At 65.5% G+C, this 25,739-nt stretch carries 15 protein-coding genes; 9 read left to right on the forward strand and 6 right to left on the reverse strand.

Translation table 11 applies throughout. The features are described 5' to 3' along the window. Window positions 1–385: 385 nt before the first annotated feature. On the reverse strand, window positions 386–3,484 hold the full coding sequence (locus KI794_RS10365) for a UPF0182 family protein (protein ID WP_255808038.1): 3,099 nt from the start codon (window positions 3,482–3,484) through the stop codon (window positions 386–388). Window positions 3,485–3,639: 155 nt separating this feature from the next. Between KI794_RS10365 and KI794_RS10370 the strand changes: the two genes are divergently transcribed. Both KI794_RS10370 and KI794_RS10375 read left to right on the forward strand, forming a co-directional pair. Next, window positions 3,640–5,046 (forward strand): zinc-dependent metalloprotease, encoded by a 1,407-nt coding sequence (locus KI794_RS10370; RefSeq protein ID WP_255808039.1) that lies wholly within the window; start codon window positions 3,640–3,642, stop codon window positions 5,044–5,046. Between the two features lie 132 nt (window positions 5,047–5,178). After that, window positions 5,179–6,252, forward strand: a complete 1,074-nt coding sequence (locus KI794_RS10375) for a hypothetical protein (RefSeq protein WP_255808040.1) — start codon at window positions 5,179–5,181, stop codon at window positions 6,250–6,252. Here the strand turns inward: KI794_RS10375 and KI794_RS10380 are convergent. Both KI794_RS10380 and nudC read right to left on the reverse strand, forming a co-directional pair. Then, window positions 6,149–7,828 (reverse strand): ATP-dependent helicase, encoded by a 1,680-nt coding sequence (locus KI794_RS10380; RefSeq protein ID WP_255808041.1) that lies wholly within the window; start codon window positions 7,826–7,828, stop codon window positions 6,149–6,151. The genes KI794_RS10375 and KI794_RS10380 overlap by 104 nt on opposite strands. Further along, the gene (nudC, locus tag KI794_RS10385) at window positions 7,825–8,712 is read right to left on the reverse strand and encodes an NAD(+) diphosphatase (protein ID WP_255808042.1); all 888 of its coding nucleotides are present in this window, start codon (window positions 8,710–8,712) and stop codon (window positions 7,825–7,827) included. The genes KI794_RS10380 and nudC overlap by 4 nt, the downstream gene beginning before the upstream one ends. Window positions 8,713–8,825: 113 nt before the next feature. Here nudC and KI794_RS10390 point away from each other — a divergent pair, with 113 nt between their 5' ends. Continuing rightward, window positions 8,826–10,040, forward strand: coding sequence for a phosphotransferase (locus tag KI794_RS10390; protein WP_255808043.1), 1,215 nt, complete (start codon window positions 8,826–8,828; stop codon window positions 10,038–10,040). Between the two features lie 6 nt (window positions 10,041–10,046). On the opposite strand, the gene KI794_RS10395 is transcribed toward KI794_RS10390, so the two are convergent. Continuing rightward, window positions 10,047–13,451: an ATP-dependent DNA helicase gene (locus KI794_RS10395; RefSeq protein ID WP_255808044.1), complete on the reverse strand. Its 3,405-nt coding sequence runs from the start codon at window positions 13,449–13,451 to the stop codon at window positions 10,047–10,049. Next, on the reverse strand, window positions 13,448–16,693 hold the full coding sequence (locus KI794_RS10400; RefSeq protein WP_255808045.1) for a UrvD/REP family ATP-dependent DNA helicase: 3,246 nt from the start codon (window positions 16,691–16,693) through the stop codon (window positions 13,448–13,450). The genes KI794_RS10395 and KI794_RS10400 overlap by 4 nt, the downstream gene beginning before the upstream one ends. 99 nt (window positions 16,694–16,792) lie before the next feature. Here KI794_RS10400 and KI794_RS10405 point away from each other — a divergent pair, with 99 nt between their 5' ends. Continuing rightward, window positions 16,793–19,432: a penicillin acylase family protein gene (locus tag KI794_RS10405; protein WP_255808046.1), complete on the forward strand. Its 2,640-nt coding sequence runs from the start codon at window positions 16,793–16,795 to the stop codon at window positions 19,430–19,432. Between the two features lie 463 nt (window positions 19,433–19,895). Then, entirely contained in the window at window positions 19,896–20,111 is a 216-nt protein-coding gene (locus KI794_RS10410; RefSeq protein ID WP_119284185.1) for a DUF3107 domain-containing protein, read from the forward strand. Window positions 20,112–20,352: 241 nt separating this feature from the next. Here KI794_RS10410 and KI794_RS10415 read toward each other — a convergent pair whose 3' ends face one another. Next, complete coding sequence (locus tag KI794_RS10415) at window positions 20,353–20,991, reverse strand: metal ABC transporter ATP-binding protein (protein ID WP_119284186.1); 639 nt, start codon at window positions 20,989–20,991, stop codon at window positions 20,353–20,355. Window positions 20,992–21,034: 43 nt separating this feature from the next. Here KI794_RS10415 and aztB point away from each other — a divergent pair, with 43 nt between their 5' ends. From aztB to aztD, 4 genes are all read left to right on the forward strand, one after another. Beyond that, a complete protein-coding gene (aztB, locus tag KI794_RS10420) occupies window positions 21,035–21,907 on the forward strand; it encodes a zinc ABC transporter permease AztB (protein ID WP_370647806.1) in 873 nt (290 codons plus the stop codon). Further along, complete coding sequence (locus tag KI794_RS10425) at window positions 21,904–23,259, forward strand: ABC transporter (RefSeq protein ID WP_255808047.1); 1,356 nt, start codon at window positions 21,904–21,906, stop codon at window positions 23,257–23,259. The genes aztB and KI794_RS10425 overlap by 4 nt, the downstream gene beginning before the upstream one ends. Next, a complete protein-coding gene (locus tag KI794_RS10430; protein ID WP_255808048.1) occupies window positions 23,256–24,251 on the forward strand; it encodes a metal ABC transporter substrate-binding protein in 996 nt (331 codons plus the stop codon). Before KI794_RS10425 ends, KI794_RS10430 begins: the two co-directional genes overlap by 4 nt. 180 nt (window positions 24,252–24,431) lie before the next feature. Further along, window positions 24,432–25,685 (forward strand): zinc metallochaperone AztD, encoded by a 1,254-nt coding sequence (aztD, locus tag KI794_RS10435; RefSeq protein ID WP_255808049.1) that lies wholly within the window; start codon window positions 24,432–24,434, stop codon window positions 25,683–25,685. Window positions 25,686–25,739 lie beyond the last annotated feature (54 nt).

The raw sequence follows: 25,739 nt of genomic DNA on the forward strand, positions 1-25,739 counted from the left end.
CTGTTGGTCGGGGGTGCGCCACCTTTCGAGGTGGTGCGCCCCCGCTCTGTTGTCCCCGGGCCGGTGCCGTGAGGTCTGCTCGCTCACCGGGCTGATCCTCCTGTTCCCATGGGTGACCCTCCTCCTCCCATGGGTGACCCTCCTCTTCCCTGGGTGACCCTCCCCCTGTGTACCCCCGCCCCTGGTTGCCCCTCCCCTAGGTGACACTCCCTTCCTGCGCTGGAGAGCCCCTTTCTTGCAGGACAGCCACTTGCCAGCGGTAGGTGAATGCCTCGTTGGCGAGAAACATACTCTTCGGCGGGCGGGGAGGGACCACAAGGCACGACAAACGGGTGTGGCCCGGAGGAAAATCCTCCGGGCCACACCCGTCTTGCGGTGAGACTTGCTAGTTGCCAGCCTCGAGCGCTCGCGTGAGCGCATCCTCAAGCCGCTCGTCGGCCTCTGCGAACTTCTTCAGATCGCCATCCTTCATTGCCGCCGTGCGGTCATCGATGGCCTTCTTCATGTCCTGCAGCGCCTGCTTCAGCGCCGGAGAGGTCTGCGAACCTGAGCCGTCGCTCGGTTCCACGGTCTCACCGTCGGTATCGGGATCCGGGTCAGCAGGAACTTCACTATCCCCGTCTCCCGCGTTCGCGCCTGAGTTTCCGCCGAACAGCTCGTCGAGCGCCTTATCAAGCGTGTCCTCGAACGCGATGTCGTCACCGAAGGAGACAAGCACCTTCTGTAGCAGCGGGAACTTCGTGCCAGTCGACGCCTCAAGGTAGACAGGCTGCACGTAGAGCAGACCGCCACCCACAGGGAGCGTGAGCAGGTTACCGCTGATCACGCGAGTACCGCCCTGGCGCAGCAGGTTCAGCTCGGTCGACACCTTCGGATCGGTATTGAAGCTGTTCTGCACCTGGCCCGGCGCCGGGATCGTGTTGCTCTTTGGCAGCGTGAGAAGTTTCAGCGTGCCGTAGTCCTCAGACACCTTTCCGGCTTCAGAGCCTGCGTTCGAGTTCGCCGCAAGGTAGCCGGTCAGGATGTCTCGGGCGGTCTCACCGCGCGCGTCAGGAATGTACGTCGAATAGATCGAGTAGGTTGGCTCCGCGCCCTTACCCGCTGACAGGGTGAGGTAGTACGGCGGCTGCGCAGGGTTGCGCTCATTCTCGTTCGCGCTCGCTACCGGATCATCAGGCGTACGCCACGCGTCCTCAGCCGAGTAGAACGCACCGGCATCGGTCACGTGGTACTTGCTCAGCACCTCGCGCTGCACCTTGAACATGTCAGTCGGGTATCGCACGTGGCTGAGCAGCTCGCCACTCATATCGTCGACGCTCTTGAGCGTTCCGGGGAAGATCTTGCTCCACGACTTGAGGAGTGGATCCTCGCTGTCCCATGCGTACAGGTCAACGCTGCCGTCGTAGGCGTCGACAGTTGCCTTCACCGAGTTGCGAATGTAGTTCACAGGCTTCGCGAGCATGCTCGCGCGCTGGTTGTCAGCGTCAACTGTCAGCGCGTTCATGTCGGTGACCTCGGAGTACGGGTACTGCGCCGAAGTTGTGTAGCCGTCGATGATCCACTTGAGCTTGCCGTCCACGACCGACGCGTACGGAGCAGCGTCGATGGTGAGGTACGGAGCTACCTTCTGCACTCGCTCAACCGGGTTGCGATCGAACAGGATCTGTGAGCCGTCAACGACAGCACCTGAGAGCAGGATCTCGACGTCCTGGAACTTCAGCGCGAACATGATCTTCGAGAAGATGTTGCTCAGCGTCGGCCCACCCTCGCCCTTAAAGGTCGTGAGGTTTGCGCGGCCACCTGCAGCGGCCTCGACGTCGCCCTCAGCCGCGTCACCTGCGTCTGCTGGAGCGTCTTCCTCCGCGGGCGCCTCAGTTGCCGGGGCTTCTTCGTCAGTGGTAGCCGCTTCGTCGCCAGCGGTGGCGTCTGCAGTGGTCTCGCCTTCGGCGTTCTCCTCAGCAGGTGTTGCACCCTCGGCGTCAGCTGCCGGAGCCTCAGGGGTGCTCTCGATGTCTGACGGGAAGTCGAGCTCGATCGACTTGTCGCGTTCGCCACCGACGATCGAGTACTCGGGCGAATCCATGCCGAAGTACACGCGCGGCTCAAACTCACCGAGACGGCCACTCGTCGGAATACCGCTCTCAAGGAAGACGGGTTCGCCACCGGGTGAGCGCTGGTTGCCGTACGCGGCGACGAGCCCGTACCCGTGCGTGAACACGAGGGTGCGGTTGTACCAGCTCGACTGGCCCGAGATATCGATGTCACGGATTGCCGAGACGGTGTCTTCGATCTGCCCGTCGAGCTCGTAGCGGTCGACGTTCAGCGACTTCGGGAACTTATAGTACTGCTTCGACTGTTCGAGCTGCGCGAAGGTTCGCGAGATGACCTCGGGGTCCATGATACGAATGTTCGAGGTCGCAACAGCGTCGTTACGCAGTGCGCCCGGCTCTGCGTCGGTGACAGCGTCGTAGCGTTCGACCTTCACCTCGTCGAGGCCGTACGCCTTGCGCGTCGCGTCGATGTTTCGGCCAATGTACTCAGACTCCATGCTCTGCTCGTCGGGGACGACGCGGAACTGCTGGATTGCCCAGGGGTATCCGACGCCGAGCACAAGACTCGACACGATCAGCAGAGCCGTGCCGATCACGGGGATGCGCCACTTGCCAGTCACCGCGGTCACAATGAACAGCACAGCCACAATCGCTGCGATGCCAGCGAGGATCTGCTTGCCGGGGATCGTCGCGTGGACGCTCGAGTACATCGCACCGGTCGCGTAGCCCTCAGTGCTTGTGACGGTTGCGTACTGATCAAGCCACAGGCTCACGGCCTGAATCGCGAGGTACAGGGTCGCGAGGATCGCGGTCTGAATGCGGGTCGACTTCGACACGCGAAGCTCCCGCTCGTTGAACGAGATGCCGCCGTACAGGTAGCTCGTGGCCGCTCCGACGAGCAGCGAGATGAGCACGACTGCCGAGGCGAATGCGGTCACCGACTGCCAGAGGGGCAGATCGAAGAGGAAGAACGAGATATCGAAACCGAACTGGGCGTCTTTCTCACCTGAGGGCTCAGAGTTCCACCAGAGCAGCACAGTGCGCCAGCTCGATGCCGCAGCGATGCCCGCGAAAATGCCAAGCATTGCGGGCAGGAGCCACTTGACGAGCCGCCGCAGGGGTTCGATCACCTCCTGGTAGCGGTCAAGCTGTGCGGTGAGGCGGGCATATACCGGCCGCTTCCGGTAAGCAATGTCAATGGCGAGGAACACCGGGATCGACATCGCGAGGAAGCCGACGATGAACATGGCGCCTGCCGCAATCCACTGCGTCGCAAACACGGGAAGGTACCCGAGTTGGTTGAACCACAGGACCTCAGTCATCACTGACGAGACCGCGAGGAACGCGATAATCAGCGCAACCACGAGGATGATTGTGATTGCGAGCGGGGAAAGTCGGCGCGATCGGGGGGCAGAAGTAGTCTGTTCGGTCACCCTCCAAGCGTAGCGTTTGGCCGCTGAAATTCCTGTGCGAGTCGAAACACCGCGACACCTGTTCGCAGTCGGCGCAATGAAATCGCGCGACTCTCGGCACCGTCTCACCATGCGTGCCGTAGCGTTAGCAGTGTACGAGGCATGAGGAGAACGCCGTGAATAACGACGATATGCAGCCAGGCGGACCGGACGACTCGTCGGGCCCGAACTTCGAAGAACTGCAGCGCCTGCTGCAGAACATGTTGAGCGGCCAGCAAGACGGCGAACTCGACCCGAGTGTGCTCGCGAAGGCAGCGGGAATCTCAGCAGATCCCGCGGTGCTCGGCGCCCTGTTTTCGACGCTGCGTGGCGCGATGTCGAACCCGAGCGACAAGATCGACTGGTCGGTCGCGCGCCGAACCGCGCTCGATGCCGCGGGTGGAGATGCGGGCGCTGACAGCGGCCCAGCGAATCGCGCGTTCCCGCTCGCATCGCTATGGCTCGATGAGGCGACTGAACTTGGGCCGGTATCCGATTCCCCCCGAACAGTGAACCGCATCGAGTGGGTCCAGCGGTCGATCGATACCTGGATCAGCCTCGCCGAGCCAGTCGCCGAGTCGGTCTCGCAGGCACTCATGAACTCAATGAGCACGCAGATGCCTGAGGAAATGGCGGCTGCGCTCCAGCAGGCCACTCCCATGCTTCGCAGCGTTGGCGGCGCGCTCTTCGCTGTGCAGCTTGGCTCGATCGTTGGTCAACTCTCTGGCGAGGTCGTGTCGGCGGGCGATATTGGAATCCCGTTGTTTGAGGGGGCAGGTTTCGAGGGCGGCGCGCTCCTGCCGAGCGGCATCGCGAAGTTTGCTGAGGGCCTCGATCAGGATCTTGAGGCTGTCACGCTGTACCTCGCCGTGCGCGAACTCGCGCACGCTCGCCTGTTCCGCCACACAAAGTGGCTCCGGCTCCATCTCCTCACCGCAATCACTGATTACGCTCGCGGCATCCACATCGACACGGATCGCATCGAGGAGTTTTCTCGGGAGCTCGACCCATCGCAGCCCGAGCAGATCCAGGAGATCCTCGCGAGTGGGGCGCTCTTTCCGCCGAAAACTCCCGCTCAGGAGGCGGCGCACGAACGGCTCGAGACAATGCTTGCCCTCATCGAGGGCTGGGTAGACATCGTGACCGAGGACGCGACAAGCAGGCTCCCCGGAGCTGGCGCCATCGCCGAAATGGTGCGCCGCCGTCGCGCGACAGGCGGCCCAGGCGAGCGCGCGTTCGCCGCGCTCGCTGGGCTCGAGCTTCGCCCCCGTCGGCTGCGTGAGGCTGCCGCGATGTGGCGTGCTGTCGTTGATCGCGGGGGCATTGCCACCCGAGACGGTCTCTGGTCGCACCCCGACATCATGCCGACCGCAGAAGAGATCGACGCGCCTGATCTACTTCTCACCAGGATCGGGCTGATCGGCGACGGCGCTCCCAAGAGCGACCCGTTCGACGATGAGCTGCGCAAGCTCCTGAGCGGGGAGCGCTCGGGGGACGCTGATACGGGGACGGGGTACGAGAGCGGCGACTCCCCGGCGAACTAGCCGAGCGGGCCGGCCAGGCGCGACCGGGCCTTGCGAACCTAACGTTGCCCACAGGGGTCCATTTCCCGCACGGAGTGCTCGGGCCTGTGGATGCCGGCCAGAAGGGCGCCTGCGGAGCGCAGACTACTTGACATGACCCCGCAGATATCTCTCACCCAGATCGACCCTGACCTCCCCGTGGTCTGGGAAGACCCAACAACAATTCGGGTCGGATTCGACCGAGCACTTGCCAGGCTCCCCGCAGAGGAGCCAGGCGCCCAGGCTGTGGTCGCCCGTCTCATCCGCGGGGCGAGCGACACCGAGCTCGCGCGCAGCGATTCCCAGGTCGTTGAGCACGCGCTCAGTTCGCTCACCCACGTGCTCGTTCACCGGACGGCACCAGCGGGGACAGTTGCCGCTGAGGAGACAGGTGATTCCTCGGCGGCAGCTTCGGCGGCGTCTTCTGCGTCACTGCAGCCAGCACCGCGGAACCCGGCACCGGCGACGATACGTCGAGCAGCAGCCAAGCGTCGGTGGGGAGATCGGCATGTTCAGGCGCCCCAATTCGGCGGCGCGTCTGCAGTGATGCCCGAGTCCGCGCGACGCCCGCCCACTGCCCGCCTGTTCGACGACGGCATCGACGTCCCATGGCTGCGGGAAACCCTTGGGTCAAGCTCCGAGTGTGTGCTGCGCCGCGAAGCAAAACCTCCCGACCTCGCTGTCCAGGTTCTCAGGTTTCTCGAACCCCTCGGCCGAACAGCCCGCTGGTTGAGAGCTGGGGTGCCGCAACTCATCATCAGGTTTAGTGACGGCGCGGCTCGCGTTGGCCCGCTCGTGACGCCAGACGGCGCGCCATGTCACGGGTGTGAGATGCTCCATCTCACCGACGCCGACCCGGCGCTGCCAGCTGTCGCCTCCCAGTTATACGGCGTGCGCCCGAGCAGCGAGACTGGCGAAGTGTCGCAGGTTGCCGCTACAGCTGCGGTGCACTTCGTGCGTGCGTGGCGGCGCGGTGAGCCATGGGTACATGACCGGCAGCTTGAATTGCCAGTCGCGCACGGCAAACTTCAGGCGTTCCCCAGGCTCCGACAACTGCGCACCCACCCTGAGTGCGGGTGCGCTCTCAGCGACCCACCCCAGCCTCGTGCACAAACCTCGACGGCTGGCGCGCGACACGAGCCGCGCTCGCGAACCCCGACAGCAACAGCACGTCGCGAGCGCGCGTGAACGCCACGTACGCGAGTCGTCGTTCCTCCTCAATAGCCTGCTCGGTCTGGGCATGGGAGATGGGAAAGATTCCTTCGCTCAGGCCGACGACATGCACGAGCGGCCATTCGAGACCCTTTGCAGCGTGGACCGCGCTCAGCGTCACGGCCTCCATCTTTGGTTCGTGCTGAGAACGCTGGCGGGCCAGGAGTTCCTCACTGAACCGAATGATTGTTGTGCCTGCGGGCATGTCGTCGGCCAGGGACAAGATCGAGTTCAACGCTTCCCAACGTTCACGCTCCGCGGACCCCTCGGGAGGCTTCGCGGTCCACCCCACCTCGCGCAGCATGTCGCTGACGATCTGAAACAGCGGACGATCGTCACCAGCCTTCGCTTGGCCTCGGATCAGCAGGATTGCGCGCCGCACGTCAGCCCTGTCGTAAAACCGTTGCGCGCCGTGCACGCGAACCGGGATGCCCTCGCTCGCAAGTGCTTCTTCGATCCGCGCTGACTGCGCGTTTGTTCGATACAGCACGGCAATGTCGGAGGCCGGCGTGCCAGCTTGCCTCGCCTGCGCGATCGCCTGGGCGACCGCTCGCGCTTCGTCCTGCTCCGTCTGGAACCACGAGAACTGTGGAGCCGTATCGGCGGCGGGACGCATCGGGCTGAGCTGGAGCGCGCCAGGTTTGTCACGCATGAGCCTGTTCGCGCCGCCAACGATGGGCGGCGTTGAACGGTAGTTGCGCTCAAGCTTAAACTCCCGCGCGTTCGGATACTCGGTGCCGAAGCGAAGCAGGAACGAGCTCGAAGCGCCGGCGAACGAGTAGATCGTCTGACTTGCATCCCCGACGACGCACAGGTCATCGCGAGCGCCAAGCCACAGGCGAAGCAGGTGGTGCTGCAGCGGCGAGACGTCTTGAAACTCGTCCACCGTAAAGAACCTGTATTGTTCGCGCACCTGCAGTGCGGCGCGCGGCTCGACCTCGAGCATGCCAGACAGCAGCACAAGAACGTCCTCGAAGTCGATTTGCCGACGCTCTTCGAGGAGCTTGGTGTAGCCCTCGTGGATGTCCAGAAGTTTGTCGCTCTCGACACCGGCGAGGACCGGCCGCTGCGGGAGCTGTTGTGCGTATGCCTCCATGCTCAACATCGACACTTTTCGCCACTCAATCTCGGCGGCGATGTCGCGAAGGGTCTCACCACCAAGCCGAAGCCCCATCGACTCAACGGTCTGCGAGATCGCCGCAACTTTACCTGGGAGCACCTGAGGTGCGTCGCCTCCAACGAACTGCGGCCAGAAGTGGCTGAGCTGAGCGAGCGCGGCACCATGGAACGTGCGGGCGCGGACCCCATCGGCGCCGAGCTCCCGCAGGCGACCCTGGAGCTCCCCCGCGGCCTTTCGCGTGAAGGTCACTGCGAGAACACGCTGCGGGTCGTACACCCCGGTCCGCACACCATAGGCGATGCGGTGCGTGATAGCGCGGGTCTTTCCCGTGCCTGCACCAGCCAGCACCGCGACCGGGCCGCGAAGCGCCTCGGCAATCTGCCGCTGGTCGGGGTCGAGGGCTTCGAGGATGCGTGCTGCTTCGCTCGTCACAGAGCCCCATCCTGGGCCCACGTGTCGAGCATCCAGCCTGCGATCGAGAGCGCTCCGGGCAGCAGCAGGCCGGCCCCTGGCGACCGGATTTCTTCGCGCGTGAACCACCGCAGCTCCGAGATTTCAGTCGGGTCGGCGACGAAAGCTGCGGGGTCTTGCCCAGGAGCGAGGCTCGCCTGAAAGCCGAGCATCAGCGATCGTGGGAACGGCCACGGCTGCGACGCGACGTAACGCACCTCAGCTACCCGAACGCCTGCCTCTTCGAACACCTCCCGCGCGACAGCGTTCTCGAGTGTTTCGCCAGCTTCGACGAACCCGGCGAGCAGCGAGAAGCGACCAGTCTCCCAGAGCACGTTCGAGCCGAGCAGTACACGATCCTCGTGCGTGATCAACACAATCACTGCCGGGTCTGTGCGCGGAAACAGCTCGCCGCCACTCTGGGTGCGCCTTGACCAGCCGCCGTCAGCGACCGTCGATGGTTCTCCGTCGCGCGGAGAGTACCCTGCCGCTTCGTGCCAGCGGATCACGGCGAGCGCCATCGTGACAAGCTCCCGCTCAGCATGGTCGAGCTTCATCACCGCCTGGAACGGATGCCTCCAAGTGATCCCAGGCTCACCGTCCGACTCCTCGGTAGCGATCGCAAACATCGGCGCACCGTCACGACGGCCCAGGTAGACACGCTCATCCGCTGGCGCAGTAACCCTCGCCGTTGGCACGAGAGCGAGACTCAAGTCAGTCTCGCGGACAGGCACCTTCGGCCCGGCAATGCGAAGCACGCGGGCGTCAGGCGCAGCCCACGCGGCCTCGAGTGCCTCGAGCGATCCGCGCGTCGGCGCGTCTCGGTCGATGATTCCTCCGGCAAGCGGCACTCGTTCCACACTCATATAACGATCTTCTCAGACTTCGCACCCGCCATTGCGCGCCGAAACCTTAGAGACTGCAGCACAGTGCGCGTGGCGCACCACCCGAGACCCGGCTGATGCATACCCTAAATGACATGGCGACACTCCCTCTCACCCTCGCAGCGCTCGCGACCTCAGCGGTGCCCGGTCTGGTCGCGGTAGCTGTGCGACCCCACCACGGAGCCGGTGAAGAATACGCAGCGGCTGTGCTCACCACCCCAGACGATGAGGTCATCGTCAGTGTCCCTCGCACACAACAGGCAGAAACTACGCAATCCGCGTCGTTGCTTGGTCTCGCAGCGCTGACTGAGGGGGCGCGCGCTGAACTCCCATTCGACGCCCCACGCCCACTCGGAATGACCCGCGCGGGCGACACTCGCGCGGTCGCAACCACGTACCTCCCCGGCTCACGATTCGATGTACAAGATCTCAGCTCGGACGCGATCCTGATCGGCTCAATCGCAGAGACGCTTGCCGCGATCCACGCGCTCCCCCGAAGCGTCGCCCAGCAGGGCGGTCTCGTCGAACGAACCACGCGCGATCAGCGACTGCTCGTGACTCGCGTCGTCGACCGTGCGCACGCGACCCGTTACCTGCCGCAGACTGTGCATGCCAGGTGGAACGAGGTGCTTGAGGCTGCTGAACTCTGGGACTTCGAACCACGAATGGTGCACGGCACGTTCACCGCCGACGCGCTCCTCGTCGATAACGATCGAGTTGTCGGCGTACTCGATTGGTCTGGGCTCTCGATTGGTGACCCGGCAAGCGACGTCGCGTGGCTCTACGGGGCTGGCGACGGTGTCTTCGACGCGGTGCTCTCGCGCTACGCGAAGCTGTCGGGTGTGAGTGATTCTGCAGCACTCCGCAGCCGGGCGACGCTTTACCACGAGCTCGAAATTGCGAAGTGGCTGCTGCACGGCATTGACGTTCACGATTCTGAGATCATCGATGACGCAGTCGGGATGCTCGACAGGCTCGTCGATAGGCTCAGCATTCTGACCGCTGCTGTGCCTGGCCGCGATCCCCTGGACGAGGCCGCCGCGCTCGAGCTCCTCGAGCAGACCCCCGTCGTCTCTGACCGCCTCTCGGAGACCGCGGCGTTCGAAGCGCTCGACGAAGACAGAATGTTTGGGTTTGACACCGACTTCATCGATCCACTTCCCGATGATGATTCCACAGGCGCGTCTGGCGCCACGGACGCCGCAGACGGGACCGTCGACGACCCGGACGTCCAGCTCACCGAGCCAGTCGACGACATGCTCACTGAGCCGATCAGCGACGATGACCTGCCCGGGGCGCGCCGCGACTGACTGCGGCTACTCGGCGAGCTTCGCCGCCGCTGCAAGCCACGCCGCCTCGAGTTCGGCAAGGCTACGGACTTCGACGCCGCGAATCTCGACGTTTTCTGCGACGTAGAAGAGCGAAACATCGATGCGCTCAGGGGCGATTCCTGCCCACTGCGCATATGCGTGCCTGTAGAGGTCGAGCTGAAAGAACCGGCTCTCGCGTTCGGCGTCCGTGGTTGGCGCACGCCCCGACTTCCAGTCGACGACTTCGAAACGCGGCTCTTGCGCGTCGGACCCGTCGGCCGCCGGTTCGAGCTCATACACAGCGTCGAGTTTGCAGACAAGCGTGCGGCCCGCGAATGGCAGCGCGACCTCGAGTTCGACAGCGATCGGCTGCCTTGACGCCCAGCGCGACTGCTGGTAGACGTCAATGAGCGGCTCGAGTTCGGCCTCCACGTCAAACTCGGTGCGCCCCGGATCCCATTCATCCGGGTCGAGTCCGAGGAGCGGCAGTGCGGTTCCGCCGGGGGTCGTTGCCCGCCGCTCGACCCACTCGTGAAATCGGTTGCCGACGCGGGTGCGCCGGTAGGGTCGCTGTGGTATGGGCCGCAGTCTGCGTCGCTCTGCGGCGACGGGATCTTCAACAAACTCGTGGAAAGTTGACGCGGTAATGCGCTCAGGCAGTGGTGCGTCGGCGGCGCTCGTCGAAGTGGCGAGCGCATCCGCCGCCGCGCGCTCGGCGAGCAGCAGTCTGACCGTCTCGTCGACTCCGGACTGCGCGAGCGTGTCGTCCGCAGGTGCCACGACAGCAGGCTCGAGAGCGGCGGCGGGCGCCCCTGCCTCGCTGAGCGATTCGAGAACGGCGTTCGCCGCCCGAAACACGTTCGGGGCGCGGTGTCCGAGCGGGTCGAGCGGCCAACTCGCGGTGAGTTCGGCGATCTCGCTCGGGTCTGACTCGTGCACGGACTCGGCAGGCAGCTCCGGGAAGAACTGCCCCTGCAGTTCCTGGAGGTAGACCGATGGCACCCGTGCCCGAGTCTGACCACCCCAGAACGAGCCCGACAGCAGCAGTCGACCGGCTGACCGGGTGATCGCGACGTAGGCGAGGCGCCGTTCTTCCTCGGCGTGGCGTTCCTTCAGCTCTGCTCGATAGTCGTCGAGCCGCTCACACAGCTCTTTCTGCGTCGTGGCGATCCGCCAGTTCAAGTGCGGCCGCGCCCCTCGATCGCCGCGGAGTTCGTCAGGGAGCTCGCCGGTTCGGAGCCAACCAGTGCCGCTTCTCGCGCTGCCAGGGAACTCGTCTGTCACGACGCGAGGCACCGCCACGATGTCCCACTGCAGCCCTTTCGAACCGTGCGCGGTAATGAGCTGGACGGTGCCAGGCAGCGGCGCGGCAACGTGTTCAGCGACGTCGTCGTCTTCAAGCGCTCGTTCCACCCACTCGAGCAGCGATGCAAGCGTGCCTCGTGTGTCGATTGCGAGGAAGCCTTCGGCGAGGTCAGTGAAGGCTTCGATGTTCGCGAGCGCTCCAGCTGCCGCTCCTCTTGCCTCGTTCGCTTCGAGTTCAATGTCGAGGCGAAGTGCGTGCATCACGGCGCCGATGAGGTCGGCGGTGTTCCCACCGACTCCGCGTCGCAAATCACGCAGCATCTGCCCGGCCTCGCGCAACCGTTCTCTCCCGCTCGTGGACACTCCTCGCAGTGCGCCATGGTCGAGGTTCTTCATCGTCGAGATGGCGTCGAGGGCATCGATGAGCGTGAACTCACGGTCGGGGTCTGGCAACACGCTGTCAGCCGCACGATCTTCGTCGGCGAGCGGTTGCAGACCGACGTCCCGCTGAGCAAACCACTTCGCTGCGTCGCGCAGGCCGGCGAGGTCTGCGACTCCGATTCGAAAGCGCGGGCCCGCCAACAGTCGAATAAGGTCTCCCCCGGCGTCTGCGTACCACAGGCATCGCAGGCAGCTCACGATGTCAGTGATTTCCGGGGTGCTGAGCAGCCCACCGAGACCAACGATGCGATTGGGAACGCCGGCCTCCGTGAGCGCTGCAGCAAATGACGGCATTGCGGCACGTTTCCTGAAGATGACCGCGGCCGTCGGGGGCTCCCCGTTTTTCCCTGGCGTCGTATCGCGGGCGCGCGCGATCCACGCTGCGAGCAGCTCGCGCTCCTCGTGCACTGTCTCTGGGTAGATGACCTCGACCTCGCCGTCGTCTGCCCCGGGCCTGGGCTGTAGTTCGGGCACGTCGACTGCTGCGTTCATGCGCAGTTCAGCTGCGACGGTGTTCGCCGCGGCGAGCACGAGCTTCGGGTTTCGCCAGCTCACCGAGAGCGTGAGGGTGGCTGCGGATTCCCCGCCGCGGAAATCACGGTGGAACGATTTCAGCCCCTCAGCGGACGCCCCTCGCCAGCCGTAGATCGACTGGTGCGGATCGCCGACGGCCATTACTGGCATGCCGCCGAACAGCTGCGCGAGGAGTCTCGTCTGCCCCACCGACGTGTCCTGCACTTCGTCGAGCAGCACCGCGCGATACCTGGATCGGAGCACCCCAAGAGCCTCGGGGGCTGCGTCCAGCGTCTGCGTCGCGAGCGCGAGCTGGTCTGAGAAATCGATGAGGCCGCGCCGCTGTTTCTCTTCTCGGTACGCGCGCGCGAGGCGAGTAATGAGCGGCGTTTCAGCGATCGCTTTCACAGCGTCGCGGACCTTCGCGTAGACCTTCCCGCTCGGCTTATCCGGGTCCTCTTTCTCGTTGTACGGCAGCCGAGTGACGCCGCTGAACTCGGCGACCATCTGGTCGACACTGTCAAAGCTCGTCAGGTTGTCGGCGACCGCCCTGTCCATCGCGATGACGTGCCGAATCAGCGTCGGCGTACGCAGCTCGCTCGTGACGAGGTCTGGGTCATCGCTCGCGAGCAGCGTCTCGCGAGCAACTCGCCATGCCGTCGCCTCGTCGATGACGACAGCGCCAGGTGCCAGCCCGGCTGACGCCCCGAACTCCTGCAGCACTCCGGCAGCAAACGAGTTGTAGGTGCTGACGTCGGGAAGGGCAAGGCCGTCTGCGAGCTGCTCGTTCAGCTCGCGGGAGCGTTCGAGTTCTTGCTCGTTCAACTCCCCGAGCTCGGCGAGATCGCTGAGGCGCGTGACAAACACCCCAAGGCTCCCAACGATGCGTTCGCGTAGCTCCCCCGCCGCCTTGCGCGTGAAGGTAAGCCCCAGCACCGAATCAGCCTCGGCAAGCCCGTTGGCGACGAGCCACACGACCCTGTTCGCCATGGTTTCGGTCTTACCGCTGCCTGCGCCGGCGATCACGAGCGTGCTCCCAGCGAGCGGGTGCTCGATCACCGCCCGTTGCTCGTCGGTTGGGAGCAACGGCTGCTCACCCGGGATCGCAAGGATCTCGGCCACTCTGGCCGCAGAGAAAACAGGAACGCTCACGCGTGGCTCACCGCCTGGATGATGTGCAGCCGGCAGTTGCCCGGCTTGTGCGGATCTGAACAGTGGTGCTCAACCCTGGCGGTGAACTCCCCCGCCGCCATGGTCTCGGCCACGCCTGCAACACGGGAAATGAGCTCCTCTCGGGCTTCATCGCTCAGGCCAGATTGCTCGCGCACCACGAATCCTTTCCCTCGAGCGGCATCCGGGTGCACATACAGCAGCTTGGCTGCGGTGCGCACGTCGCCTCCGACCTCAACGTCTCCGGTGTCGAACGCGCCAAGCATCACACCGAGCTGATATGCCTGCAGCTGCACATGCTCCTCAGCCTCGGGTTTCGTCGCGGGCGTGCGCCCAGTCTTCAGATCAACAACGGTAACCTCTGCGGCCCCGCCACCACGCTGCACTTCGAGTCTGTCGGCGATACCGCGGAGCTCTGCACGCCCGATCGCGAGGCTGAAGCCTGACTCCTGCCCGAGAAGCTCTTTCCCAGACGCTTCGAACTCTCGCAGGTAGTCGGAGAGGCCCTCGGCCATGTGAGCCGCCGTGCGCCGCGCGCGCTCAGATTCCCACTCAGCGTCAAACGGCAGCTTCTGCCACTCTGCGAGGATCACTTCGAGCATCTCTTGGGGGTCGTGACCGTCAACGGTTTCGAGGGCGTGGTGCACGAGCGTTCCGAGGCTTGCCTGGACGCTGCCGATGCCCCCGCCAAGCGCCCCGATTACCCAGTCGAGGGCGCACGTCTCAGCTTTCTCGAGCTGCGACGGGCTCACAGGCACGGGCCGCTCCTCTTCGCCTTCGGCAGGAGCGTACAGCGGAAGCGTGGTCGACGGTTCGAGTACACCATACCAATCGCGTGGGTGCGCCCCGCTGACGTCTGCACGCGCGAGTGCGCCAAGCGAGACCACCGCAGTCTCGTCAGTCACATCTTCGACGACGCGGCGGCGCATCGACGCGGTGATCCCGCGAAGCGTCAGCCTCGAGCTCGGCAGCCCTTCTACCCGGAAATCGCTCCCCAGGCCGAAGAACGGGCTTGGGTGACTGTTCTCGTCGGCGACCGCGACGACGAGCAGCTCCTCGCGTGCACGCGAACACGCCTGCAGGAAGAGTCGCAATTCGTCGTGCGTCGTGTCTCGACGTGACGGCATGAGCGCTTCGCCACCGCGCAGCCAGCGCTCCAGTGCCGAAGTGCCGAGGAGCGAGCCTCGAGCCCGGAGGTTTGGCCATGAGCCGTCTTGCACCCCGATGATGGCGACGAGAGCGAACTCGCGCCCAATCATTCCCTGCGGCGTCGTGACTGTCACCATTTGCCGTTCGCTCCGTTGCGCGAGCGAATCCTCGGGCACCGTGTTTCGCAGGATTTCGTCGAGAAGCTCGGCAATGGGCTGCTCGCTGTCTTGCTCCTCGTGGCGCTGCAGCGCGAAGAACAGGCCGACAACGGCGTCGAGTGACCTGTTCGCCTCGTCTGCACGCAGGCCTCGGCCCGCAATCGCTTCTTGCTGCCAGCGATCGGCGAGCTTCGCCCTGTCCCACAGCGCCCAGAGCACCTCTCGCGGGGTACCACCGCCCTCACGCACCTGCACTCCCGAGGCAGCCATGAGGCCGAGCTTGCGAATCGCTCGTCCACCGGCGCTGTCAATTGCCGGGCTCGGGCCCGGAAACTCGAACGCGTCGAACACCAGCTCGTCGACAGTGAGCGGGACGCGCTCCTCCTCGCGGGCGGCACGTCGCTCGTCTAGGAGCAGCCCGCCGCGGAGCCTGCGCACCGCGACAGCGTCAAGCCCTCCGATGACGCCGCCGGCGAGCCGCAGCACTCCTGCGGCGTCGAGCGAAGCAATTCCGAGCGCGTGCTGCAACAGCGTCACGAGCTCACGCACCACCTGATGCTCCCGCAGCACAATGCCGCCGGCGGCGACGCCCGTTGGCACCTGATGGCCGGCGAGTAGCCTGGCCACCCGGGTGACTTCGGCGCGAGTACGACAGACGACAGCCATCTCACCCCAGTCGAGGGCGCGATCACTGTCGAGGCCGAGCTTCCTCGCGCGCATGCGGTGCGCGATCGCGCCGAGCTGTTCAGCAGGAGTCGCCACGCGCGCGAACTCGACGCTGTCACGGACGGCGGCCGCTCTCTCGGAGGCAGGCTTCGAAGGGCCCTCGGGATCCTGATGGGGGCCCGTCTCCGTCACCGGCGCACCCGAGGCATGACTCTCCGCGGCCCGCTGCGGCGCGGCACTCTGCGCACCGATGCGCGCGCTCATCCCGCGCACGAACCCCCGAATCGTGGCGCCGTGCCTGTACACGGTGTCAAGCACCACGAGCTGCTCGGCGGCTCCGGGAGGCGGTGTCCAACCGCGGCGGACGAGCTCCGCCGTGAGCCCGGCGAGCACCCGCGTGTGCTCGCCTTGGAACGCGCTCGTCGCAAGATCAGGATCGCCGAACACCCACACAGCGCTCCCTACCGCAGCGCATGCGGCGACAAGCGCGAGTTGGCCCTCGCCGAGCTCCTGCGCGTCGTCAATGAGGAGCAATTTCGGAGCTTGCACCTGCCCGTCTCGAATCGCCTGCGCGGCGAGCCGCAGCACTCCGCTTGAGCTCACCTCCTGCGCACGCGCAGCTTCCATGCGCTGCTTGACCTCCTGCAGCAGGTCGAGCGCCTCGCCCCAGCGGGCTGCAAGTGCCGGTTCTGGGCCAGCAGAGTACGGAACGCTTCGCGCGTGTTCGAGGGCCCCCGACAGCGCACCCGCGAGCTCGGCAGGCTCGTAGCCGAAGTCGTCAAGCACACGCCAGAGCTCGCGCAGCTCGGCGCGAAACGGCGCCGATAACACCACCTCGGTAGCGAGACCGGCCTCCCCACGCGCCCGGCCGGAGTCGATACGGGCCTGCACTGTCTCCGCGATCGCCTCGTCTTGAACGGTGCCCGTCAGCAGGCGCGGCGCCGCTTCACCAGCTGTTGCTGCCGCCCGCCCGAGCACTGAGAACGCGAACGATGAGGCCGTGCGTACTGGCGCTCCCCCAACCGCGCGGTCGAGCCGCCTGTGCACGCGCTCCCGCAGGCGCGTCGCGACGAGCCTGCCCGGGGCGAGCACGAGTACGTCGCCCTCTTCCCACCCCTCGCGCGCCATCGCGCGAGCGTAGCTCTCTATGAGCAACTCAGTCTTGCCTGTGCCAGGAGCTCCAAGCACCCTCGCATGCGATCGCGGATCAAGCGCGAGCACGCGCTCCTGCGAAGTGTCGAATGCGATCATGCTTTTAGCCTAGTGAGCACCGCAGACATTGGCGGCGGGCCATGTGCAATACTCGAAGCTGTTTCAGTGTGTACGCACGCACCTCAGAGTGGAGGACCGATGACCCAGGTAGCCGACGCACCCCAGACAATCCCAGGCTCAGAGACGCCGAAGAAGAAACGTCGGGCCCTGCGAGTGATCGGCTGGATTGTCGCGGCCCTGCTACTCATTGCGCTTATCGCAGCGGGGCTGGGCGTCTGGACGGTACAGCGTTCGTTCCCAACAGTATCCGGAACCGTCACGGCGACGGGCCTCACCAGCGAGGTCACTGTGCAACGAGACGAGCGCGGGATCGCGACGATCACGGCGGATTCCACCGACGACCTGTTCTTCTCCCAGGGCTATGTGCACGCGCAGGATCGTTTCTGGGAGATGGACTTCCGCCGCCACCTCACGAGCGCGCGGCTGTCTGAACTCTTCGGCGAATCCCAGGTCGGCACCGACTCGTTCCTGCGGACCCTTGGCTGGCAGCGCATCGCGGAGGAGGAGTTCGCGGCGCTGAGCGATGAGGCCCGTTCGTACTACGAGGCGTACGCCGCGGGCGTGAACGCGTACCTTGACGATCACAGCGGCAGCAAGCTTTCGCTTGAGTACGCAGTGCTCGGGCTGCAAAACTCAGGTTACGAGCCAGAGCCGTGGAAACCTGCAGACTCGATCGCCTGGCTCAAAGCAATGGCGTGGGATCTTCGCACCAACATCGAAGACGAGACGGCCCGAGCGCTTCAGGCACAGTTCCTCGAAGCCGACGAGCTCGCCGAACTGTACCCTGGCTACCCGTTCGAGGAGCACCCAGTGATCCTCGCGGACGACCCCTCGGGGAAGCGGGTCGTCGCAGTTGGAAAGCTCGAGCAGGGGGCCGCGTTCGTTCAGGATCAGTTCACGGACCTCGTCGAGTCCCTCAACCTCGAGCCCCTTGAGGAGCTCCTCGGCAAGGTTGACTCCCTCATCACGCAGCAGGGCGAGGGTATCGGCTCTAATTCGTGGGTTGTCTCCGGCGAACACACGACGACCGGTGCCCCGCTGCTTGCAAACGACCCCCACCTCGGCGCGGCGCTGCCGTCAGTCTGGACACAGATGCAACTGCGTTGCTCGACAGTATCCGAGGAATGCCCGTTTGACGTCGCCGGTTTCAGCTTCTCAGGTCTGCCCGGCATCGTCATCGGACACAACCAGAATGTTGCATGGGGATTCACAAACCTCACGACTGACGTCGCAGACCTATTCGTCGAGAGCGTCGACGGCGACAAGTACTGGTACGACAACGAGTGGCGCGACATGACCACGCGCGAGGAAACCATTAAAGTTGCCGGCGGCGACGACGTCACCCTGACTGTCCGAGAGACTGGACACGGCCCGATCGTCTCAGGGCTCACAGGGGATTTCACGGCGATCGCTGACGCCCCTCACGCTGAGACGCCCGAGGGCAAGATCCTGCCCGTCGGACCTGGTGACATCGGGGGCACGATGCCGTACACGGACGCCGCCCTGGCTCTCAGGTGGACCGCACTCGATGCCGGATCGACTCCCGAGGCAATCTTTATGCTCAACCGCGCCGAGAATTTCACAGACTTCCGCGAGGCTGCAAGCAAGTTCGACGTGCCCGGCCAGAACCTCATCTACGCTGACCCTGAAGGCAACATTGGTTACCAGGCCCCGGGCAAGCTCCCGATTCGCGCGGCCGGGCAGGAGGGCTACCTTCCAACGCCTGGTTGGTCGAGCGAGTACGACTGGCAAGGGTTCATTCCGTTCGAGGAACAGCCCTGGTCGTACAACCCGAAGTCGGGCTACATCGTCACAGCGAACAACGCGATCGTGAATGACGACTACGCCCACTTCCTCAGCCGCGACTGGGACTACGGATACCGTGCCGCGCGGATCGTCGAGCTGCTCGAGGAAAAGATCGCAGCTGGCCCAGTGAGCGCCGCCGACCTTGCCGAGATTCACATGGACAACCAGATGCCAGCAGCGGAGGCGCTCACGGCGGCGTATGCGGGTGTCACGGCGGACGACAATGGCGTGCAGGCAGCACTCGATCTCCTCGCGACGTGGGACGGACAGAACTCAATCGACTCGGCCCCCGCTGCCTACGCGAACGTGCTGTGGGAACACCTCACGAAGCGAATGGTTTCGGGCAGGGATGGCGACATTCCGCGCGATGACCAGTCCCGCTTCGCGAGGGTGCTGTCGCTGCAGCTCGCGAACCCCGAGTCTGAGTGGCTGACTGCGGGCGGCACGGAGACACGTGAGGAGCTCCTGTCTGGGGCGGCGAGCGACGCATACGAAGAACTCACGAAGCTGCAGGGCACGAACCCGGAGAAGTGGAACTGGGGGAAGCTTCACGCGATCACACTGACACACGGAACATTTGGGGAAAGCGGCATCGCTCCAATCGAAGCGCTGTTCAACCGAGGCCCCTACGACACATCTGGCGGCTCAGGCGTCGTCAACGCCACCGGGTGGGCGCTTGGCGAGGGCTACCAGACGTCGACTGTGCCGTCGATGCGCATGGTCATCGACGTCTCAGACTGGGACGCATCAACCTGGCAGAACCTCACGGGACAGAGCGGCCACGCGTTCCACAAGAACTACACGGATCAGGTGGCGGGCTGGGCAGCTGGCGAGCAGTACGCCTGGGCGTACAGCGCTCAGGCTGTTGAAGCCGCGACGACGGACACGCTGACACTGACCCCGGCGGCTTAGCCCCGTCGCGCGTCAGCCCGTCCGCGCACCGGACCTGCCCAACGCCAGGCCACTCACACGCCAGAGCGCTCACACGCCAGGCCGCTCACACGCCAGGCCACTCACAGTAACCATGGGATCTGGGGTTCCTATGCCGAATGCAGACACTTTGGACATAGCAACCGCAGATCCCAAGGCGTGGCGCTGCGACTGAAGGTTTGAGATCCGGCTGAAGGTTTGAGCTCCGGCTGAAGGTTTGAGCTCCGGCTGAAGGTTTGAGCTCCGGCTGAAGACCGGCGCTGCGAGCGAAAGCCTGCTGTGTAGCGGGAGGGCGAGCATCCCAGTACCCGCATCACAGGTGGTGCGCTGACGGCGAACGGGCCCACAAATCGTGCGGCCTGGCAAGGCAAGCGGCATACACTCAAAGGAGAACAGGGTTGCGCCGCAGGCAGCAACCGCATCATGACTTGTCCAGGAGGCAGCTGTGGAAGTACGGATCGGCATCAATCAGTCGGCGCGCGAGCTCTCATTCGAGACCGACTCGTCGGCAGAAGAACTCAGCACCCTCATCCAGGCAGCCCCCACCGGCCTCGTCTCGCTGACTGACAGTAAGGGGCGCACCTTCCTCGTGAACCGCGAGCTGATCTCCTATGTTGAGCTCGGCAGCGACACCTCACGCAAGGTCGGCTTCGTGAGCTAACCCACTACTCGGGCCGGCCAGATGGTCAGGCCCCAGGGCGGAGCGCCGGTTCGGCTACTCCCCCAACCGAAACGAATGGCGGTATCCCAGTTGGGGTGCCGCCATTCGTGCGTCTCGCGCTTTCCCCTTCTCCCCTGGGTCCGGAGCTCAACCGTCGGTGCCGGCCCGGCGACCACCCTCAAACGCGTTAGCGCCGGTGAGCAAGCGGGCCGAGGCCGCACTGATTGCCGCGCCTCAGTGCCTAGACGTCCAGGTGAGCTCGGCAATTCTCGATCCTAATCACGCGGTCAGCTGCCGCAACGTCCGCTGCGTCATGGGTGACGACAGCGACCGCAACGCCGCGGTTCGCCTCAGCCGCAAGGATCTCCCGCGTGCGCGCGCGGCTAACCTCGTCAAGCCCCGCCGCCGGCTCATCGAGCAGCAGCACGCCCGCGCCAACCGCGAGCCCCTGCGCGATGAGGACCCGTTGGCGTTGCCCGCCAGAGAGCTGCGAAAAGGGCGCGTCGGCAAACTCGGCCGCACCGACGCGTTCAAGCGCCTCCGCGACTTGGCCAGCCTGTGATCTGCGGCCAGGCCGGATGCCTCTCGCCGGAGCCGCGACCCCGAGAGAAACGACCTGGCGACCGGTGATCGGTAGCTCCGACGGCGCGTCGGGTCGCTGCACGACGAGTGCGATTGGGGTGTCTCGCGTGACCTGACCCGACGTTGGCCGGCGCACCCCGGCGAGCACCTCGACAAGCGTCGTTTTGCCGGCGCCGTTTGGCCCGACGAGTGCCGTGACACGCCCGGCGGGTATGTCGACGCAGACCCCTGATAGGACGGGTTTTGAGTCGTGGGCATAGAAGAGCGCGCGGGCTCGCACGGGGGCCAAATCAGTCATGGCCACAAACCTAGCATGTTGATAATGGTTTTCATTATCTGTAGTGTCTGTGTCCATGTTCTGGTTCTTCGATGCGCTCGGCTCCGCGTTCTTCGCCCGTGCCGTTGTTGGTGGCGCCGTTGTCGCCATCGTTTGCGGCGTCGTCGGCACGTGGGTCGTGATTCGCGGGATGGCATTCTTCGGCGAGGCGATCGGGCACGGCATGTTGCCGGGCGTCGCCATCGCGACCCTCGCAGGAATTCCCCCGGTGATCGGGGGCGGACTCTCGGCCGCGGTCATGAGCGCGCTTGTTGCCGCGCTCCAGCGCCGCGGCAAGCTCTCATACGACACGAGCATCGGTCTCCTGTTCGTCGCAATGCTCGCAACCGGCGTGATCATCGTCTCGGGCTCAGGGAGCTTCGCGACCGACCTGACGGCGGTGCTGTTCGGCGACATCCTCGCGATCTCCTGGACCGACATCGCATTGCTGGCCGCTGCCTCGTCGGTCGTGCTCACCGTCGCCGCAGCCAGACACCGCGCGTTCGTTGCACTGGCATTTGACAGGCGTCTTGCGTTGACGCTCGGGTACCGCCCCCACCTCACGCAAGGACTGCTCGTCGGGCTCGTCACGCTCGCAGTCGTGGCCTCGGCTCAGGCCGTGGGAACGCTCCTCGTCGTCGCACTGCTACTCGGCCCGGCCGTCGCGGCACAGCCGTGGCACCAGAGCATCCAGGGTCGCATGGTGATCGCGGCGGTGATCGGGGTCCTCGCCGTCACGGTCGGGCTCGCGATCTCGTGGGCTATCGGCTCCGCCGCCGGCTCGACCATCGCCGCCAGCGGCGTAGCCGCCGCCGGGATATCGCACAGCTCCAAGCTCGCCGCGGCACGCATCTGGAATTCAAGCGCCCCCATCGCCTCACGAGAAAGCACCATATGAATCGCCTATCACTCCCCCTCGTCCTCGCCTGCGGAGCAACACTGTCGCTCGCGCTCGTCGCGTGCAGCATCACGCCCCAACCAGCCACATCACCCTTGCCAGAAGGTACCGATACGGCACGCCCCACGGACGGCAGCGGGCATGGCGCGGTGGCAGGCGCGGTCGAAGTCGCCGAGGCCCAGCTACAACTGGCAACCGTCTCCGCGGACGGCGAGACCAGCCTGCTCGACCTCATCGACGGCGGCGAGCGCGCGCTCGGGTCAGTACCCGCGCCCGAGCGAGTGACGACTGACGGTCGGTACGTGTTCTCCGACTCTGGTTCGGGGGTCGCCATCACCGATGGCGGGGCTTGGACCTGGGACCATGGCGACCACTTCCACTTCTACCGCGCAGAACCGACGCAGATTGGCATCCTGCCGGGAGAAGGTCCAGCTGCGATCGCTGGTGATGCCCTCCCGACCACCGGCTCGACGGGCGTGTTCTTCGAGGGCTCGGGCGAGGCTGTCTTGCTCGACAACGCCGCACTGAGCACGGGCTCGCTCGTGGAGAGGTTTCGTGTCTCCGAAGCCCCGCACGCGGGCATCGCGGCGCCGCTCGGCGACGGCGCACTCGTGTCTCATGTGAACACGGACAACGGCGCGACAGAACTGCGCGTTGTCGACGCGAGCGGCACCCCCACCGGCCAGACCGCCGCGTGCGAGTCACCTCGCAGCGCCACCACGACCCGGGCAGGCCTCGTCGTGCTGTGCGAGGCAGGCGCCATCGTCGCGGAGGCTGGCGCCCCAGGCGGCAGCGACAGCCACACGAGCGAAGGCGAGGGCGCCAAGGGCACTGACATCGGTTCGACCACCAAGGACGCGGACACCGAGCACGCGTCACTCACCCTCGTTCCGTTCCCCGACGCACCTGGGGGCACCCCTGAGCACCTCGCCGGCCGCAAAGGCAGGCCAATGCTCGCCGGCATCGGTCACGGGTCTGACGGGCAGCCCGGCATCTGGCAGCTTGATGCGCGCGCGCATACCTGGGCATGGAGCCCAAGCTCCGCAGAACTTCTTCGCGCGGTAGCAGTCGGCGACGAAGCCGAACACGTCGTCGCGCTCGATGCGCGCGGAAGTGTGCGGGTGCTGCGTTCCGGTGAGGAGCTCGCCGCGACCCCACCGCTACTCGAGACCGCTGATCTCGCCTCAGACCATTTCGACACCCTCACCCTCACCGTTGACTCGCAGCGGGCCTACATCAATTCGCCGAGCAGGGGCCTCGTCTACGAGATCGACTACGTTGACAGCGCCCGGATCGCCCGTGAGCTGGCGCCAACGGTGCGACCCGACTTCCTCGCGGAGGTCGGGCAGTGAGCCACGGTCAGGGCGCCCGCGTCACGAGGAGGGGCACTCGCCGGAGTCTCGCCATCGCGGCGGTTCTCCTGCTCTCCCTCGCGGCGTGTAGCCCGGGACCGAGCGGGGACGACGGCCAGGACGCTCAGGCGAACGTCGTCGTCACGACGAATATCCTCGGAGACGTTGTTTCGCAGATCGTCGGCGACGCCGCCACTGTCACGACGCTCATGCAGCCGGGCGCGGATCCGCACTCGTTTGAGATCTCAGCGCAGCAGGCCGCAGCGATGGACGAGGCGGACCTGCTGGTCTCCAACGGCCTCGGGCTTGAGGAGGGCCTGGAGCGGCACCTCGACAGGGTCGCGGCGGCTGGCGGCAGCCAGTTCATCGCTGGCGACCACGTCAACGTGTTGCGATATGCCGCAGGCGACGCGCAAGGTGTCGCTCATGCCGCGGGTCCCGATCCTCACTTCTGGACGGATCCGCTGCAGATGGTCGCCGTCGCCGGAGCCCTCACCGACGCGCTCGCTGCGCTCGACGCGCTCGACGACGACACTCGCGCCGCCATCATGCAACGTGGCACCGCGTACGCCGAGGAGCTTGCCGAAGTCGACGCGAGCATGAGTGAACGCTTTGCCGCGATCCCGCGCAAGCAACGGGTGCTGGTCACCAACCATCACGTCTTCGGATACTTCGCGGAGCGCTACGGCTTCGAAATCCTGGGAACCGCGATCCCCGGTGGCACGACGCTCGCGGCGCCAAGCGCGAAGGATCTCGACGCGCTCGTGTCCGCAATCACCGAGGCGCGGGTGCCGACAATCTTCGCTGAGTCTTCGTCGCCTGACAAGCTCATGCGGGTTCTCGCTGATGAGGCCGGAATCACCGTCGACGTCGTGCCCCTTTTCACCGAGTCACTGTCTGAGCCAGGAGCCGGGGCAGACACGTACGTCGCCATGTTGCAGACCAACACTGAGCGCATCGTCGCCGGCCTCGCTACCGAGGGCGGCAGCTGACAGGTAGCCGCCGCCCTCGGAGCGGAACCGGTACGCGGCACAGGGCGCCATCGCAGTTGGCCGGGCTCGCCTGGGCTCGTCCGGCTGGGTCGTGGCGGGGACCCACTGCGCAAGGGCGGTCCGGTCTGACACACATCAACTCACAGCTCACACACAACACAACCAACACGAAGGAGAATCATGCACACACGAGCACACACCCCGGCGAAGGGGCGCGCACATACACGCCGGTGGGTCGCCGCAGCCGCGGCAGGGGTCAGCCTCGTCGCCGTCACGGCGTGCGCACCCGGCACGGCAGCCGGAGAAGACCACGCCGGTCACGACCACGGCGAGGACTCCTCAGTCGCCCACACTGCTCTCGCGGTCACGACCCCGGGCGGCGTCACCGTTCTCACGAGCGACGCTGCGACAGGCGGCGGGATCGAGGCCGTCGAGTCGTTCGATACCGAGGAATTCACCCGCCTGAACGCATTTGGCGACGGCAAGCATCTGCTGCTCACCACGTCGCGCGGATTCGAGGTGCTCGATGCCGACGCCGCGAAACTCACCGGGCTCGTGTTCCCGGCCGAGGCAGCCGGCCACGCGGTACGCCACGAGGGCACGACCGCGCTGTACGACGACGGGACTGGCATCACCACGCTCGTACCGACCAACGCACTACTGAGCAACGACACTGATCGGCCCGACACGCGGAGTTTCGAAGCCGATGCGCCGCATCACGGAGTTTCCATTGAGCTTGGCGACGGCACCCTCCTTACGACCGTTGGTACTGCAGACGGCCGATCGGGGGCGACAGCGCTCGAACCCCACGACGACCACTGGCACGACGTCACCACGTCCGCGGACTGCCCAGGCATTCACGGTGAGGGCACCGCGCGCAACGAGGTCGTCGTGTTCGGCTGCGAAGACGGCGCCCTGCTCTACAAAGACGACGAGTTCACGAAGCTCGACGCGCCCGACGCGTTCGGCCGCATGGGCAACGCGTTCACTGCACCAGACAGTCCCATCGTCGTGGGCGACTACAAGAGCGATCCAGACGCCGAAGGCTACCTGCTGGGCGCCGTAACGCTCATCGACACGGAGCACGAGACGCTCGACGTTGTGGCACTCCCCGAGAACGTGCGGTACACGTTCCGCGGCGTCACGCGCGGCCCAGAAGGCAATGCCTACGTGCTCTCGACGGATGGTTCGATTCACGTTCTCGACCCGAAGACCGGAACAATTGTTGCCTCGCACCCGGTCATCACCCCCTGGGAGGGGCCTGCAAACTGGCAGGATGCCCACCCGGCAATCGTCGCCGATGGCGACATCGCCTACGTCACGGAGCCAGCGACGAAGTCAGTCCACGCTATCGATCTGGCGACTGGCGAGAAGATCTCGTCTATCACGCTCGACGCACCACCAAACGAGATCGCCGTGGCGCTCAGCCACTAGCGCAGGCGGATGACCATGCCGGTCGGGGCTCACACACGCCCGACCGGCATGGTC

Source organism: Leucobacter aridicollis, assembly GCF_024399335.1.
Classification (GTDB): Bacteria; Actinomycetota; Actinomycetes; order Actinomycetales; family Microbacteriaceae; genus Leucobacter; species Leucobacter aridicollis_A.

Bases quoted from the DNA above. Each gene is read 5' to 3' on its own strand.
- KI794_RS10405 (WP_255808046.1), top strand. From the start codon at position 16,793: ATGACCCAGGTAGCCGACGCACCCCAGACAATCCCAGGCTCAGAGACG.
- KI794_RS10390 (WP_255808043.1), top strand. From the start codon at position 8,826: ATGGCGACACTCCCTCTCACCCTCGCAGCGCTCGCGACCTCAGCGGTG.
- aztD (WP_255808049.1), top strand. From the start codon at position 24,432: ATGCACACACGAGCACACACCCCGGCGAAGGGGCGCGCACATACACGC.
- nudC (WP_255808042.1), bottom strand. From the start codon at position 8,712: ATGAGTGTGGAACGAGTGCCGCTTGCCGGAGGAATCATCGACCGAGAC.
- KI794_RS10375 (WP_255808040.1), top strand. From the start codon at position 5,179: ATGACCCCGCAGATATCTCTCACCCAGATCGACCCTGACCTCCCCGTG.
- KI794_RS10425 (WP_255808047.1), top strand. From the start codon at position 21,904: ATGAATCGCCTATCACTCCCCCTCGTCCTCGCCTGCGGAGCAACACTG.
- KI794_RS10400 (WP_255808045.1), bottom strand. From the start codon at position 16,693: ATGATCGCATTCGACACTTCGCAGGAGCGCGTGCTCGCGCTTGATCCG.
- KI794_RS10415 (WP_119284186.1), bottom strand. From the start codon at position 20,991: ATGACTGATTTGGCCCCCGTGCGAGCCCGCGCGCTCTTCTATGCCCAC.